15 protein-coding genes are annotated in these 13,934 nt (G+C 47.8%); 2 read left to right on the forward strand and 13 right to left on the reverse strand.

The window, feature by feature from the left end; translation table 11 throughout:
- Window positions 1-10: 10 nt before the first annotated feature.
- Entirely contained in the window at window positions 11-745 is a 735-nt protein-coding gene (locus DUW71_RS12150; RefSeq protein WP_158584045.1) for a methyltransferase domain-containing protein, read from the forward strand.
- Window positions 746-756: 11 nt separating this feature from the next.
- Here DUW71_RS12150 and DUW71_RS12155 read toward each other — a convergent pair whose 3' ends face one another.
- From DUW71_RS12155 to DUW71_RS12165, 3 genes are read right to left on the reverse strand one after another with little or no spacing between them, the layout of a single operon-like run.
- Window positions 757-1,650, reverse strand: a complete 894-nt coding sequence (locus DUW71_RS12155; protein WP_119395527.1) for a sensor domain-containing diguanylate cyclase — start codon at window positions 1,648-1,650, stop codon at window positions 757-759.
- Between the two features lie 8 nt (window positions 1,651-1,658).
- The gene (locus tag DUW71_RS12160; RefSeq protein WP_119395528.1) at window positions 1,659-2,276 is read right to left on the reverse strand and encodes a histidine kinase; all 618 of its coding nucleotides are present in this window, start codon (window positions 2,274-2,276) and stop codon (window positions 1,659-1,661) included.
- Window positions 2,273-2,653 (reverse strand): response regulator, encoded by a 381-nt coding sequence (locus DUW71_RS12165; RefSeq protein ID WP_119395529.1) that lies wholly within the window; start codon window positions 2,651-2,653, stop codon window positions 2,273-2,275. Before DUW71_RS12165 ends, DUW71_RS12160 begins: the two co-directional genes overlap by 4 nt.
- A 166-nt stretch (window positions 2,654-2,819) precedes the next feature.
- On the opposite strand from DUW71_RS12165, the gene mqo reads away from it, so the two are divergent.
- Window positions 2,820-4,298, forward strand: coding sequence for a malate dehydrogenase (quinone) (gene mqo / locus DUW71_RS12170; RefSeq protein ID WP_119395530.1), 1,479 nt, complete (start codon window positions 2,820-2,822; stop codon window positions 4,296-4,298).
- A 39-nt stretch (window positions 4,299-4,337) separates the two neighbouring features.
- On the opposite strand, the gene queE is transcribed toward mqo, so the two are convergent.
- From queE to DUW71_RS12220, 10 genes are all read right to left on the reverse strand, one after another.
- Window positions 4,338-4,988, reverse strand: a complete 651-nt coding sequence (gene queE / locus DUW71_RS12175) for a 7-carboxy-7-deazaguanine synthase (RefSeq protein ID WP_119395531.1) — start codon at window positions 4,986-4,988, stop codon at window positions 4,338-4,340.
- A 1-nt stretch (window position 4,989) separates the two neighbouring features.
- Window positions 4,990-7,443, reverse strand: a complete 2,454-nt coding sequence (locus DUW71_RS12180) for a putative bifunctional diguanylate cyclase/phosphodiesterase (RefSeq protein WP_119395532.1) — start codon at window positions 7,441-7,443, stop codon at window positions 4,990-4,992.
- Between the two features lie 97 nt (window positions 7,444-7,540).
- Window positions 7,541-7,861 carry a hypothetical protein gene (locus DUW71_RS12185; RefSeq protein ID WP_119395533.1) on the reverse strand — a complete coding sequence of 107 codons (321 nt, stop codon included), beginning with the start codon at window positions 7,859-7,861 and terminating at the stop codon, window positions 7,541-7,543.
- Window positions 7,836-8,492, reverse strand: coding sequence for a hypothetical protein (locus DUW71_RS12190; protein ID WP_119395534.1), 657 nt, complete (start codon window positions 8,490-8,492; stop codon window positions 7,836-7,838). Before DUW71_RS12190 ends, DUW71_RS12185 begins: the two co-directional genes overlap by 26 nt.
- Window positions 8,489-9,742 (reverse strand): SAM-dependent methyltransferase, encoded by a 1,254-nt coding sequence (locus DUW71_RS12195; protein ID WP_199671221.1) that lies wholly within the window; start codon window positions 9,740-9,742, stop codon window positions 8,489-8,491. The genes DUW71_RS12190 and DUW71_RS12195 overlap by 4 nt, the downstream gene beginning before the upstream one ends.
- The gene (locus tag DUW71_RS12200) at window positions 9,720-10,499 is read right to left on the reverse strand and encodes a DUF1365 domain-containing protein (protein WP_199671222.1); all 780 of its coding nucleotides are present in this window, start codon (window positions 10,497-10,499) and stop codon (window positions 9,720-9,722) included. Before DUW71_RS12200 ends, DUW71_RS12195 begins: the two co-directional genes overlap by 23 nt.
- Window positions 10,496-11,743, reverse strand: a complete 1,248-nt coding sequence (locus tag DUW71_RS12205) for an NAD(P)/FAD-dependent oxidoreductase (RefSeq protein WP_119395537.1) — start codon at window positions 11,741-11,743, stop codon at window positions 10,496-10,498. The genes DUW71_RS12200 and DUW71_RS12205 overlap by 4 nt, the downstream gene beginning before the upstream one ends.
- On the reverse strand, window positions 11,743-12,495 hold the full coding sequence (locus DUW71_RS12210) for an SDR family NAD(P)-dependent oxidoreductase (RefSeq protein WP_119395538.1): 753 nt from the start codon (window positions 12,493-12,495) through the stop codon (window positions 11,743-11,745). Before DUW71_RS12210 ends, DUW71_RS12205 begins: the two co-directional genes overlap by 1 nt.
- Window positions 12,492-12,917, reverse strand: a complete 426-nt coding sequence (locus tag DUW71_RS12215) for a nuclear transport factor 2 family protein (protein ID WP_119395539.1) — start codon at window positions 12,915-12,917, stop codon at window positions 12,492-12,494. Before DUW71_RS12215 ends, DUW71_RS12210 begins: the two co-directional genes overlap by 4 nt.
- 5 nt (window positions 12,918-12,922) lie before the next feature.
- Complete coding sequence (locus DUW71_RS12220; protein WP_119395540.1) at window positions 12,923-13,894, reverse strand: YbgA family protein; 972 nt, start codon at window positions 13,892-13,894, stop codon at window positions 12,923-12,925.
- Window positions 13,895-13,934 lie beyond the last annotated feature (40 nt).

Raw genomic sequence — 13,934 nt, forward strand, 5'->3', positions numbered from 1 at the left:
TCAACAGTCAGTGCAAGATGATGTTTTCTTCGATCAGTTAGCTGATCGGTTTTCAGACAAAATATATGGCAGCACCAAGGGGCGTTTGCGCTTGGCAGTTCAGCAAGATGCAATCTCTCAGCTACCAAGCTTTTCTAGCCAGGCTTGGCGTGTGCTAGAAATTGGTGGCGGGCTTGGGCATTTGTCGGAGTGGTTAGCACAGAATGGTCATCAAGTTCTTATGACCGAACCCTCCGAGAAAATGGTTGCGGCTGCTAAGCAACGTTTGCAATTAACCAGTGTTGATGTTCAGCAGGCAAGTTATCAATCGCTGTCTGTCGAACAGCATGGCCAATTTGAAATGGTAACGGTTTGCGCTGTGCTTGAGTGGCTAGCCGACCCGCAGGCTGCCTTAAAACGAGCTTATGAGCTCACTGCGCCAGGTGGTTACCTGGTGGTGATGGCATATAATCGCGATGCGCAGCGCATGACACGGTTTCTGAATGGCACCGGGGTGCAATCCTTATTGGATCGCCCAGGCAATGGCCGCTGCATGATGCCGACTACATTATTTAGCGCAAGTGACTTGCGTGGGTGGCTCGAGGCGCTTGGTGGTAATGTGATTGATTGGCGCGGTATTCGTTGTATCAATGACTGGATTCCAGATTTGCCATTTGAAGAGATACTGCAAATCGAAACGGCCATCAATCAAGAAGAACCTTGGCGCTCATTAGCAAGATATCAGCACATTATCGTGCGTAAGTAGAGATCACTACCTTATCGCCACTGCTCGTGCAGGGTAGGCCACCACTCGTAAGCGCTCTGGTCTGTTGGCACGCTATGCAGCTTGGCTTTCAGCTGAACACCAAAGGAGGTGGTAGGGTAGTTTTTAATTGTGCCTGCAACGCGCTGAGCAAATACCTTGCTTTTTTCCTTGTCGGTGGAAACTAATATCGCGGCCAACTCATCTACATCAGGTCTGGCCATGATATCTGTTGTGCGCAGGCCCTGCTTTAGCGCGGTGGCAATGTCTTGCATATAAGCGGCCCAGGCATCTGTACCATGTTCTTCGATGATTTCTTGCGCATTGGTAAATTTGAAGTGAGCAACAGTGAGCGGCAAATCACTGCGTTGGGCGCGCTGGCGCTCCACTTCAAGAATGTCTTGAAAACTTGCTGGGTCGTGAAAGAGTGTGTCGTTATCCAGGGTGCCCATTAATTCAAGTTGAGATTTGGCATCTTCTAGTTCATGGCGCGCTGCAGCCGCCTGGGTTGCATCATAAATAACCAGTGCTACTTGCGTGATATCGCCACGGATGTCACTAAGTGGTATGAACGTAGCGTTCTGATACATAAATTCGGTTTGGCCAGTAATGGGGCGCTTATTGCGGAAAAACAACACGTAAGGGCGTTGCTCCCAGGTAACAAAGGCCTGAATTTTAAGCACACAGGTTTGTTTGATTTTTCTCTCAAACCACGGCTTGTCTATTTTGGGGAATAAGTCGTAAATCGACTTGCCGATCGCATCCTCGGCTGGAAAGCCACTGTTGTGAGACATAAACCCGTTCCACAACTTTACTGTGCCATCCAGTTCGAGAATCGTAATGCCCACATCGATGGCGTGCAGCACGTCTAGCAATGGATGAAAATCTGCAAGGGCTGATTCGCTCATCTTAATTCCTACTCTTCTAACAAAAAGTTGATTTTGTTGTTCAAAATCTCGATAGACTCTGAGGTAAACAACAATAGCAGCTCAAACGTTGACTCTTTATTCTCTAAACGATAGGTCACCTCGATGGCCAGTGCTTGCTCCCAAGGAATAGCAGGCTGATCAAATAGACCATCTACTTTGCGATGCTGACCCAGCACCTCCGGCAGAGACTGAGCGAACTCTACATCTATTTGCTCAGCAAAGCCTTTAAGGCAAGCACCAATTAGAACGTTCGCGGTATCCATCAGTAGCTCAAGCTCATTACCACGACTGCCCGTTGACTCGCTGCCGAGTAGATGGGCTAAATCTGGGAAGGTTGCATCGGTTAACAACAGCAGGGCTTCGCCGGATATACGGTCACCTGAAAAACCTTGGCAGACAGCAGACACACGGTCGTTTTTGTCGAGTGCTGCCAGTGTCATGGCAAGTTCGGTGCGCGCCAATAGATTAACTTTCGGCACGGGTAGGATAATGTAGGTATCAAGCAGACGAGCAAGCAGGTCGGCGGCTCGTCCCATGGCGACGTTTACCAACTCTTGGTATATATCTCGGTACTCTTCGTTCAGATCAAGTGCCTGTGATGTCATATCTCACCTTCTTGCACTATGCCGTAAGTCACTAGTGTTTCCTTGGCTTTTTCTGAAGTGATTGGCTTGCGAATAAACTCCATAGCCCCCAGCTTTTTTACCCGCTGCATGGCTTCCGGCTGAATATCACCGGAAACAACGATTACCATGGTTGGTAAGTCTTCGCTGTGAATGATGCTCAATGTTTCATAACCATCCATGACTGGCATGGTTAGATCCAAGAATGTGACTTCGGCCTTGCCAGCACGAATGATTTCTAGCGCTTCTTCACCATTGCTAGCTTGGCTGACTTCTACGTCCCATGATTTAGGTAGGGCTCGTATCATTTGTTTGCGGGCGAAGGCTGAGTCGTCGCAAATTAAAATCGGGGTTGGCATGCTGAACTTATCCTCAACTCGATGCTACTAAGTCAAGACAATAGCAGGCATTTTGGCAAGTTTTTAGTGATGTGTGTCAGCGCGCTTTTAGGCGAAATATGCAACTTGAGCAGGGCAGGTGAAACCCATACAATTAGTGCTAAATAACAAAGGGTGAATCCTCGAGATGACAACCGAAAAAGTAGATGTATTGCTGGTTGGCGCTGGCGTAATGAGCACAACGTTAGCGATGTTGCTGAAATCGCTAGACCAATCCTTATCTATTGCGATCGTAGAAGCATTAGATGCTGAGGCTAAAGAGAGTACAGATGGCCTCAATAACGCTGGTACAGGCCATGCTGCCTATTGCGAATTGAACTATACCCCTAAGCAAGCAGACGGTTCGATCAATACCAGTAAAGCGTTTACCATCAACGAGCAGTTTGAAGTATCACTGCAGTTCTGGTCATACTTAGTCAAGGCTGGGGTAATTTCGAACCCAGACGACTTTATTCGAGCAACGCCACATATGAGTTTCGTATGGGGGGAAGACAATGTGGCGTTTTTGAAAAAACGTCACGAGTTGCTCAGTGCACATCATTTCTTCTCGGATATGCAATACAGTGAAGATCGTGCAACCTTAAATGAATGGATGCCCTTGGTGATGTCTGGGCGTGATGCCAACACACCTGTAGCGGCAACTCGAGTGCCATACGGTTCGGATGTTGATTTTGGTGCTTTGACCCGCTTAATGATGGCACATTTAAAAGAAAATGGTTTGTCTCTGCACACGCGCCATAAGGTGGCGAATCTTCGCCAGGCGAATGATGGGCGCTGGCAGGTGAGCTGTAAAAGCGAAGAGACTGGCGCCATTAAACAGTTCGATGCCGGTTTCGTGTTTTTGGGTGCCGGTGGTGCCTCGTTGCAGCTATTACAAAAATCAGGCATCAAAGAAAGCGTTGGTTACGGTGGCTTCCCAGTGAGTGGTCAGTGGTTAATCTGTCGCAAGCCTGAGATTGTTGAGCAACACCACGCCAAAGTATACGGTAAAGCCCCGATCGGTGCGCCACCTATGTCAGTGCCACACCTAGATACCCGCGTAATCGAAGGCAAAAAGGCGCTGCTATTCGGCCCTTATGCTGGTTTCACAACTAAGTTCTTAAAGCAGGGGTCTCTGCTTGATTTGCCATTTTCGGTCAAGCCGAACAACCTCACCTCTATGCTTACGGCGGGGTTGTCCAATGTGCCACTTACTAAGTATTTAATCAGCGAAGTCATGCAGTCGCATGAGTCGCGTGTTGAGGCATTGCGCAACTTCTATCCAGATGTAAAAGCTGAAGACTGGGAGCTTGGTGTCGCTGGTCAGCGCGTGCAAATCATCAAACGCGACCCATCCACCGGCAAAGGTAAGCTAGAGTTTGGTACCGAAGTCATCACTAGCAGTGACGGCTCGCTGGCCTGTTTGTTAGGGGCGAGTCCAGGGGCGTCAACGTCGGTCAATACCATGGTAGGAATCGTGGAAACCTGCTTCCCAGAGCGCGTGGCAAGCGAGTGGCAGGCGAAGTTGAAAGAAATGTTCCCAAGTTATGGTGAGAAGCTAGTCGACAATGCTGAGTTAGCCAAGACCGTTCGTGATCAAGTTCTGCAAGTATTAAAGCTTGTTTAACGATAAACGGGCACCTTACGGTGCCCATTTTCTATTCTGCTAGTCAATGCCTACCACTTTGTGTGTTTGTAACGTCAAGCGCCACTCTGAGTGTTGCAAACAATAATTAATCGCCTGTTGCGTGTGCTCATTTCGTGCCGGATAAATACTGTCGGCGTCGTAAGGGTTCAACGGCGATAGGTAGCGAACCTTGGCTGATATGTGCGCAAAGCGCTCTGGTGGGGCGCTGGGTTGCGGAAATACCAGCTTCAGTTCATCACAAGCTTTTAACACCACGTCTGAGGCACCTTTCGGACTCAAGCAAACCCAATCGATACCCTTTGGAAGTGCTTTCGTACCATTGGTTTCAATCGCAATGAAATAGCCATGTGCATGTAGCGTTTCGATTAATGGTGAATCAACCTGCAAAGCTGGCTCGCCGCCGGTTAATACGACAAATCTGTCCTGAGTCTGGCCTTGCCAGAGCTGATTTAGGTGAGACACTAGGGCATGTGCATCAGCAAACTTGCCACCATTTTGGCCATCGGTGCCAATAAAGTCTGTATCACAAAATGTGCAGATGGCATCGGTTCGGCTAGCCGCTTTGCCGTTCCATAAGTTACAGCCGGTAAAACGACAAAATACGGCTGGGCGCCCTGCTTGAGCGCCTTCGCCCTGCAGGGTATAGAATGCTTCTTTTACTGAGTACATATTATTGGTGTTCTATTAGTAGTGCTTTAAAGTCATGCGCGGGAATAGGGCGGCTAAATAGGTAGCCCTGATAACGGCTACACCCTTGCTGGCGTAAAAATTCAAGTTGTGGTGTTGCCTCAACCCCTTCGGCAGTGGTTGCTAAGCCAAGGTGACTGGCCATCGCCAATATAGAAGAAACAATGGCTTCATCGTTAGGGTCATCGAGCACGTCACGGACAAACGACTGATCAATTTTAAGAATATCCACTGGCAAACGCTTCAAGTATGACAGCGATGAATAGCCAGTACCAAAGTCGTCAATCGAAAAGGTGATACCCAAGGCTTTGAGTTGGCGCATGCGGGCAATCACGTCTTCAACATTGTCGATCACCATGCTCTCGGTAATTTCAATATCCAGACATTGCGCCGGGATACCGGTTTCGTCTAGTGCGGATTCAACGCTTTGGATAAAGCTTGAGTGCGAAAACTGGAATGCACTAACGTTCACGCCCATCGCCATATCGGTTGTCCAAATGCCTTCATCCAGCCATTGTTTAACCTGCCAGGCAGCTTGTTTAAGTACCCATTCGCCGGCCCGAAGTACCAGACCGGTTTGTTCTAGTACGGGTATGAACTCACCTGGTGACACGATACCACGCTCAGGATGCATCCAGCGCAGCAAGGCTTCTGCACCCGTTATTTGATTGGTTTGACAGTCCATTTGAGGTTGGTAAACCAAGAAGAACTCATTTTGCTCAATCGCCTCACGCAAATCGTGCTCAAGGCGCAAGCGGTTCGATGCTGCATCGGCCATCGCCCGTTCAAAAAATACCTGAGTGTCTTTGCCACGGTTCTTGGCTTGGTACATGGCGGTGTCAGCACTTTTAAGCAACTCATAAGCTGTCGCGCCCTCATCCGGGAACAGCATGATGCCAATCGAAGCTGAAATGACCACTTTGCGATGGTAAATCTCATAGGGTTGACTAATAAGGTCGCGCAGCCGGTCAGCCCGTTCATTGGCGAGTGCCTCGGCCTCTTCTGCCGTATCAGCAAGGTCACCCAGGCAGATAACAAACTCATCGCCACCTTGGCGAGCGACGGTGTCGATTTCTCGCACCACGCTGCGCAAAATGCGCGCTACGTGTTTAAGGAACTCATCCCCCGCCGCATGACCAAGGCTATCGTTGATCGATTTAAATCCATCGAGATCAACAAATAGTAAGGCTGAAAACATTTTATTGCGCCGTGAACGCAAAATAGCTTGGTTCAGGCGGTCAATCAGTAAGTTGCGGTTAGGCAGGTCGGTTAGCGCATCATGATAAGCAAGGTGCTGGATCTTGTCGGCACTGCGTTTTAACTCGGTGGTGTCGATGGCCACTGTTAAGCAACAGCGGCGATTTTGAAACTCAATGGCAAATTTGCGAACTTCAAATGAGCGAGTTTCTGATAGCGCATCATGTATTTGAACCTCTGGATACATGACCGGGTTGCCAGTTTGTATCACCGAAACATCGGAGGCGAATAAATAATCTCGCTCTCTGGCATCAAAATAGCTAGCGAGCTCTTCCCGGTGAATGCCCTGAATTCGGTCTTCTTGAGTACCAATTAATGAGCGAAAGCTCTTATTGCTTAGTTGAATGGTGCCCGGCTCATCAACAATTAGGATCGCTTGCGGTAAAAAGTCTACGAGTGAGCGAATTTCTTCGTAAGTTTGGCGCAGAGTGGTATTCGCTTTATCGCGTTCCGTAAGTAGCGTGTCTGCCGTGTCGATAAAGCCGTTGAGTTTATCGACTAAGTGGCCGATTTCATCTGACTCATTGCGCTTATTGCCGGTAATTTTTTTAACTTTTTTGCCACCAAGACGAATTTGATCAAGTTGGCGGATCACATCGGTAATAGGCTTGGTTGAAAGTATATAAAAGATTGAAAAAATAACGAGTGCTGTCAGTACAACCCAGCCAATACTTATGATGATCATTTGCGCAGCACGCTGGTAAAACTGAGCGTAGGCGGCGTCGAGGTGTACACCAATCTCTAGGCGTCCCACTGGCTCTGCTGCACTATCTGTTGTATTGGAAAACAGCTGTTGACTGTAATGTAGCGGCACATACTTAACTTCGGTGTGATCGAATATGCGAAAAGGTAAAAGCTCTGAATTAATCGTTTGCTCGAAGCGTTCTAGCTCATTGCCTCGCTCGTCGTAAATGACCCCATATTCAACATAGGGGTAAGAGACGATGCCCATCAGAATATCTTTTGCCAGCTGGTCGTTGAGTTCAAACACGGCTCGGTTGGCGGAATGTTCCGAAGCTTGCAGCAAACGTTGAATGTTGTTATCGAGCTCGCGTGATTGCACGCGAAAGTCTAACCAAATTGATAATGCACTCGCTAATAACGCCATAACAAACGCGATTGCGACACCATAGCCAGCTAGGCGAAACGCAAGGATGTTATAGTTGGGTTGCTTGAGCATTAATTGATGATCACTTTTGTGAAACGAGTCGCACTAAGTCTAGGCTGAGCAGACCACTGCTGACAAGGGGTATAGTGGTCTTTTTTCTACGGGCTGATTAACCTTTGATCAAATCAAGTAGTTTTTTCCGGTTAAGCAGTAGGTAAAGCACTGCAATTGGGTTGCCCAAAGCGAGTGTTGCGATGGCCCATAACCAACCTTGCCACTTACCGTGCTCAAGTGTAACGATCAGGATGCTGATTAAAACCAGGCCAAGATAGAGGTCCACCATGGCCACCTTGCCCCAAGATGCTTGCCAAATTGGGCCGAAGGCTTCAAACATTGAAATATCTGCAATAGCCTGAATAATGAGGTATACAAGCCAAACGCTTAAGGCCGTTAACGCTACTAAACTAATATTGATAAATAATCTGTGCATTCCAGTTTCCTTTGCCCTCAGAACGGCGGATATTGGTGAGCCCGTTAAAACTTAGTAGTGCTTTGTCAGCCAGCCGGTAAGTTAAGCGGATGTCATCAACGAACAAGGCAATTAATGGATTGTTGATTCGAACTTGAATGTCCATCTGCTCAGTTGTCATGGCGACCGCTTTTGCTTGAAAACGAATTGGGCTTTCTCTAGTCGTTGCCAAAAACAAAAACTCGAGTGTTTCGCCAGCCTGTAGTTGCTCAAAATTGTGCTGAATGTAAGGGTGGAATCCAGCATCAAAAACAATGTTGTCTTGCTGTTCTACAACGAACTCAAGCGTTTCATCCGGCGTGACGCGGCTGACATATATTTTGTCGCCACGAACCTCAACTTGCTCGGAAAGCTGAAACCTTGAATCGGTGAAGGTAAAATCTGGCTGCCAGCTAGGAGCGTTGTAAGCCACTTGTTTATTGGCAAAACGCTCGCCGTTTTCATCTAAGTAGGTCACGGTTTCGCACAACTGCGCCGAATCACAATTGTTGTACTGATGCACTTCTTGGTAGCGAGTACCGTCTTCTGTAATGGCTTGACCAGTGAACATCATTGAGGGCGCTAGTACTAGCGCCGCCAGGGTGTTGCTCATGATAATTTACCAATGATAGCTGGTTGCTGGTCTTTGTTGCGCGACATGACAAACTGCATCACCGAAATCGCGCGCTCTGTAAAGCCACCTTCGCAATAGCACAAGTAATAACGCCATAAGCGGCGGAAGCGCTCATCATAACCGTGCGGTTTAATGCTGTCCCAGTTGTTTTCAAAGTTTTCATGCCAAGCGCGCAGTGTTTTGGCGTAATCTTGACCGAATTCTTCCATGTGGCGCACAACTAGATCGGTACCCTTGCCAATCGAGTTCATCATGCGGCTGACTGAAGGTAGGTGGCCACCTGGGAACACATGTTTTTGAATGAAATCCATGTTGCGCTTGTAGCTGTCATACCGGTGGTCTTCAATCGTGATGGCCTGAATGAGCGCCCGGCCAGTTGGTTTTAACAACTTTGCACATTGCTTGAAATAACCATCAAGATACTGCTCGCCGACGGCTTCAATCATTTCGATGGATACTAGGTGATCATACTCACCGCTTAGGTCACGGTAGTCTTGCATGACCACAGTTACTTGATCTGCTAACCCTTCTTTTTCAATCTTTTCTACCGCATAGTCGCGCTGCTGTTGCGAAAGCGTTGTGGTGGTGACCTTGGCGCCATAATATTTGGCAGCATGAATCGCTAATCCACCCCAGCCGGTACCAATTTCAATGAGACTATCGCCAGGTTGAATATTGAGCTTCTGACAGATTCGATCTAGCCGGTAAACTTGCGCGTCGTGCAACGACATTTGCTCGTTTTGATAAATTGCCGATGAGTACATCATGGTGGCATCTAAAAACTGTTCGTACAGCTCATTGCCCAGGTCATAGTGGGCTGAAATGTTTTTGCGCGAGCCGGCTTTGGTATTACGATTGCGCCAGTGGCCCAGTGCGCGCAAAGGGGCGAGTAGCCAACCTAATTTGCCAGCTTTGTTTTCTAGCCAAGCAAGGTTGCGAGCAAATATCCGGATCACGGCAGTAAGATCTGGTGAGTCCCACTCGCCTTCGATGTAGGCGTCTGATGCTGCAACGGCGCCGCCTAGTGCAAAGGCTTTCGCCGCTTTGATGTCATTGATCACGATCGAGCCGTGAAGGTCACTGTGTTTGTTGCCGCACTGCAACTGTACACCCTGGTAATAAAGGGTCAAGAAACCTTCGGGTAAGTCAGAAAGGCCTTTGAACAATTGCTGAAGCCAAAAAGGTAATTGTGACAGTTCTGCTGATTTACTTGTCGTTATAGATTTCACGATCTGCTCCATCACCCGGGTGGCGATAAAATGGTACTCGTTTTAACCAAAGCTTTAATGCATTCCAATATATGCCCCAGATAACCTTGAACGTCATCGGCGGGTACAACTTTAATACGCCAAGTAATGTCTTGCGGTTTAATGCTTTGCGCTTAAGTGTTAGCGTAGCATCGAAGATTTTGCTTTCTTCATGGTTTTCTAAGTGCGCAACGAGTTGCTGATTTGGGTCCGAAAACGACCACTCGTATTGCTGGTTCATTGGCATGAACGGCGAAATATGAAATTGCTTTTGGCGGTTGAACTGAAATAATTTGCCTTTATCTTGCGCCTCGGAAATAGGTAGCACATATTGAAAGCGTTGACGCCAAGGCGTGTTGGTAATCTCTGGCACGATAAATCGCAGGGTTTCGTTGGCGTCGTAAACATAATAAAAGGTGACGGGATTAAAGCAGACGCCAAGGAACCTTGGATGCGTGAGCATGCAAACCGTTGCGCCGTCTAGTTGTTCGCCGGTGCGCTCGGTTACCAGATCAAGAATAGCTTGTTTTAAATCTGGTGTTTCTGGTTTGAAGTAGTCGCTGCGGTGCCATGCCACCAGTGCACGCCGATTGGTGGCCCAGAAGGGCACACCGTCAAAAACATGATCGATTTGGTCTAAGTTCAAAAACAGCATGTAGAGCTTGTAATCCAGCTTGTGCTGGCGCGGTGAAAACCGACGATGCCGAACCCCGCCCTCATAAATAGCACTTTCGATCACGCCTTTACTCCAAATTGTTGGCACACATTTAAGGCTGATACCACGCCGTCTTCATGGAAGCCATTGCGCCAGTAGGCACCGCAGAAGTAGCTGTTATTGTGACCACTGATATCTGCGAAACGCCTTTTTGCCGCTTCGCCTTTCACCGTGAACAATGGGTGTGCATATTGATAAACACCGAGTATTTTATCCGGGTCAATATCAGCTTTGTTGTTGAGCGATACGCAGAACGTCACTGGGGCGTTTTGCAGCCGCTGCAGAATATTCATGTTATAAGTTAAGGTAACTGGCTGCTCTGAACCTGTTTCGTTAACGAGGTAATTCCATGCTGCCCATGCATTTTCACGTTTAGGCAATGCACTGGCGTCGGTGTGCAAGATCACTTCGTTGTCAGCGTAAGGGATAGCAGTTAAGATCTGCTTTTCATCAGCGCTTGGTTGCGCTAATAGCGCCAATGCTTGGTCGGAATGACATGCAAATATGACTTTATCAAAGCGCTGTTTTTCTCCATTAATAACAATATCAACACCATCGGCATCACGCTCCACTCGTTCGATATCAGTGTTGAGCTGGATACGATCCTTAAACGGCTTAATTAATGGTTCGATATAACTGAAAGAGCCACCCTCGAGTACATACCACTGCGGTCGATCTTTTAAGTCTAGTAGGCCGTGGTTCTTGAAAAATTTAACAAAAAACTGGGCTGGGAACTTCATCATGTCGTGCTCGCTGGCACTCCAAATGGCAGAGCCCATAGGGATAAGGTACTTATCGCGGAACCAGTCGCCCAAGTTATGACGTGTTAAATAGTCGGCGAGTGTTTCAGAGTCGCCTATATCATTGTCTGCCTTGGCTAGTTTGTTGAAGGTCACAATGTCTTTCAACAACTTGAGGTACTTTGGACGTACAATATTACGACGCTGGGCGAATAAGCCGTTGGCATTGCTGCCGCAGTACTCTAAATCGGCGTGATCATCACGCACAGAGAAGCTCATACTGGTGGCCAGTGGCTTAACATTAATTTCCGCTAGTAACTTTTCAAAATTAGGGTAGGTGCGATCATTAAAAACAATAAACCCAGTGTCGATGTGCCAAGTTTTGCCGTCCACTTCGACGGGTTTGGTCGCAGTATGGCCACCAATATAGTCGTTCTTTTCGAACAAAGTAATTTCATGGTGTGGGTGTAAATAATGGGCGCAAGTTAAGCCTGAAATACCTGTGCCAATGATCGCGATTTTGCTCACTAAAAGTCTCCTTGGAAGCGTGAAATTTTACCGATTATTTTTCTTCGTATTCGAATAGGTAGCGCATTGATTAGCTTTAATATGCCAATAAATAACCGTGGGAAGTTGATGACTGGTCGCCCCTTTGTAATGCCTTTTGCCATAATATCGGCAGCTTTTTCTGCCGTGATACGCATGGGCATTTGAAAGTCATTCTTGTCTGTAAGTGGTGTTTCGACGAAACCTGGATGCACCGTGCAAACCTTAATTGGCGTATTGGCTAGGTCAGCTGCCATAACTTCGCCAAAATGAGACAACGCGGCTTTCGAGCTAGAGTAAGCTTGTGCTCTTGGCAGTGGCAAAAACTGGGCACTTGACGATACATACACTAAGCGTGGCGCATTGCTTTTATTCAGTAACGGCAATGCGCGCTCAGTAAGGTCAACGATTGAGAAAAAGTTCACCTCAAATGTACGGCGAAAGACATCTACTGGCATGCTGGGTAAATCGATATATTCACAGATGCCAGCATTGGCGACTAACCAGTCAATTAGGCCGTAGTCTTGTTCTATTTTGTCAATCGTAGCAGCAACCGCCGCTTCGTCGGTTACGTCAAGTGGCAAAGCGATGCAGTGTTCATACTCATTCGTTAGCGCCTGCAATTTTTCTTGCGTGCGCGCACTAACAAGCACTCGATGGCCTTGCTTGAGTAAGTTTCGAGCGAGTGCTTCGCCAATGCCAGTGGAAGCGCCCGTGATCCAAATCGTCTTCATGCCAACCTTCCTTTCAACCAGCGCACGCCAGCGCCGATGACTGGTACATTTTCATAGAGCATTTGGCCACCATCAAAGTAGTCCCGGTGTTCAATAATGAGCCCGTTGGCTATTTTTACTTTCGTTATGCCATTAACGATCACTGCTTGCCCACCTTTGATGCGTGGGTGAACAAAGGTCATATCCCATTCAATGTAGCCGTGCTCATCGAACTCAACCGATGAGCGATAGTCGAAGTCAATGCTCGTCACGTTTTTATACAAGCCGCGAAAATCTTCGGTCAGCGCCTCGATGCCATGCACCCGGTGGAAGGGGTCTTCGAATACTACATTTGCATCGTAAGCTTGCGCTAATAGCGCTGTGTTAATCGTATCGCGGTTGAGTTGTTTGTATACCGCTTGTAGTTTGTCAACTGCTCGCATGCAGGTTACTCCGGTATGCGGTGTGTTTGCGTAAAGTCTAATCTTGGCCACTCGTAATAGGCATGCAAATACCACTGCTGTGCGACATACTCTGGTGATCCCTGGCGCTTCAGTTCATGCCAAAGTAGCGCTAATGGCACCACAAGCGACACTTCCTCTGCTTGGTAACCTAGAATGGTGTCATGCAGATTGCGCTTACCTGCTTCATCTAGGTGACTTGAGAGGTAACCAAAAATATGTTGCAAGGCGTTGGTATGGCAGCCTTTTTTGGGAGGCTTGCGCAGTGCAGGTAGCACCAGTTCGATATACTGCTGAGCAACCTGTTTTAGATCACCAGACAGATCAGAAAGTTGACGGCCTGCCAGGCGGTAGGCTTCTTGGCTGCACGCCAGTAACAGATATTTGATTTTGCTATGAAAGGCCAATAACGCCTTTTTCGTCAGGTTGTTCTCTAACTGACGCCACTCTCGGTATACCATTAAGCGAATAATAAACTGCGTGTAGAGGCCTTGATCCTGTAGTCGCCCAGATTCTTCCATTGGCATTAGTGGGTAGCGTGCTTGCAACTGTTGGGCGTAGATACCCTGTGCTGATTCATCAGCAGGATATCCATTTGGTAGGTATTGTTTTACCCGAAATAAACCGCAGCTTGGCGACTTTTGCATAAAGATATAGCCGTCAAGTTCGGGAAGTTCGTCCTCAGCTACTTGCTTGCCATAATCTGCTAGCTGCTCAGTGACATTGATTGACGCATCAACGGTGCCGACAGCTTGCGTGCCAGAATCTGTCGCGATAAGGCGGATAGGAGGTCTAGGTGTGCCAAGTCCAATGGCGACCTCGGGACAAAAGCCCACGAGGTCTGCCACCTTGCTAAATTGATCGGTGACCAAGCGACTGCGCTTGTGGCCACCGTTATAGCGTACCGGCTCACCAAGTAGGCAGGTCGATACGCCAATCCGTAAAAGTTTATCTGTCATAACTGCCTTGTGTGCTAATTTTTATTCTTATACGCAGTGT

The sequence above is a fragment of the Salinibius halmophilus genome (assembly GCF_003577475.1).
GTDB lineage: Bacteria > Pseudomonadota > Gammaproteobacteria > Pseudomonadales > Natronospirillaceae > Salinibius > Salinibius halmophilus.

Excerpts from the sequence above, each read along its gene's own strand:
- mqo (WP_119395530.1), top strand. The coding sequence starts at position 2,820 with ATGACAACCGAAAAAGTAGATGTATTGCTGGTTGGCGCTGGCGTAATG.
- DUW71_RS12165 (WP_119395529.1), bottom strand. The coding sequence starts at position 2,653 with ATGCCAACCCCGATTTTAATTTGCGACGACTCAGCCTTCGCCCGCAAA.
- DUW71_RS12190 (WP_119395534.1), bottom strand. The coding sequence starts at position 8,492 with ATGAGCAACACCCTGGCGGCGCTAGTACTAGCGCCCTCAATGATGTTC.
- DUW71_RS12210 (WP_119395538.1), bottom strand. The coding sequence starts at position 12,495 with ATGAAGACGATTTGGATCACGGGCGCTTCCACTGGCATTGGCGAAGCA.
- DUW71_RS12180 (WP_119395532.1), bottom strand. The coding sequence starts at position 7,443 with ATGCTCAAGCAACCCAACTATAACATCCTTGCGTTTCGCCTAGCTGGC.
- queE (WP_119395531.1), bottom strand. The coding sequence starts at position 4,988 with ATGTACTCAGTAAAAGAAGCATTCTATACCCTGCAGGGCGAAGGCGCT.
- DUW71_RS12155 (WP_119395527.1), bottom strand. The coding sequence starts at position 1,650 with ATGAGCGAATCAGCCCTTGCAGATTTTCATCCATTGCTAGACGTGCTG.
- DUW71_RS12185 (WP_119395533.1), bottom strand. The coding sequence starts at position 7,861 with ATGCACAGATTATTTATCAATATTAGTTTAGTAGCGTTAACGGCCTTA.
- DUW71_RS12220 (WP_119395540.1), bottom strand. The coding sequence starts at position 13,894 with ATGACAGATAAACTTTTACGGATTGGCGTATCGACCTGCCTACTTGGT.
- DUW71_RS12215 (WP_119395539.1), bottom strand. The coding sequence starts at position 12,917 with ATGCGAGCAGTTGACAAACTACAAGCGGTATACAAACAACTCAACCGC.
- DUW71_RS12160 (WP_119395528.1), bottom strand. The coding sequence starts at position 2,276 with ATGACATCACAGGCACTTGATCTGAACGAAGAGTACCGAGATATATAC.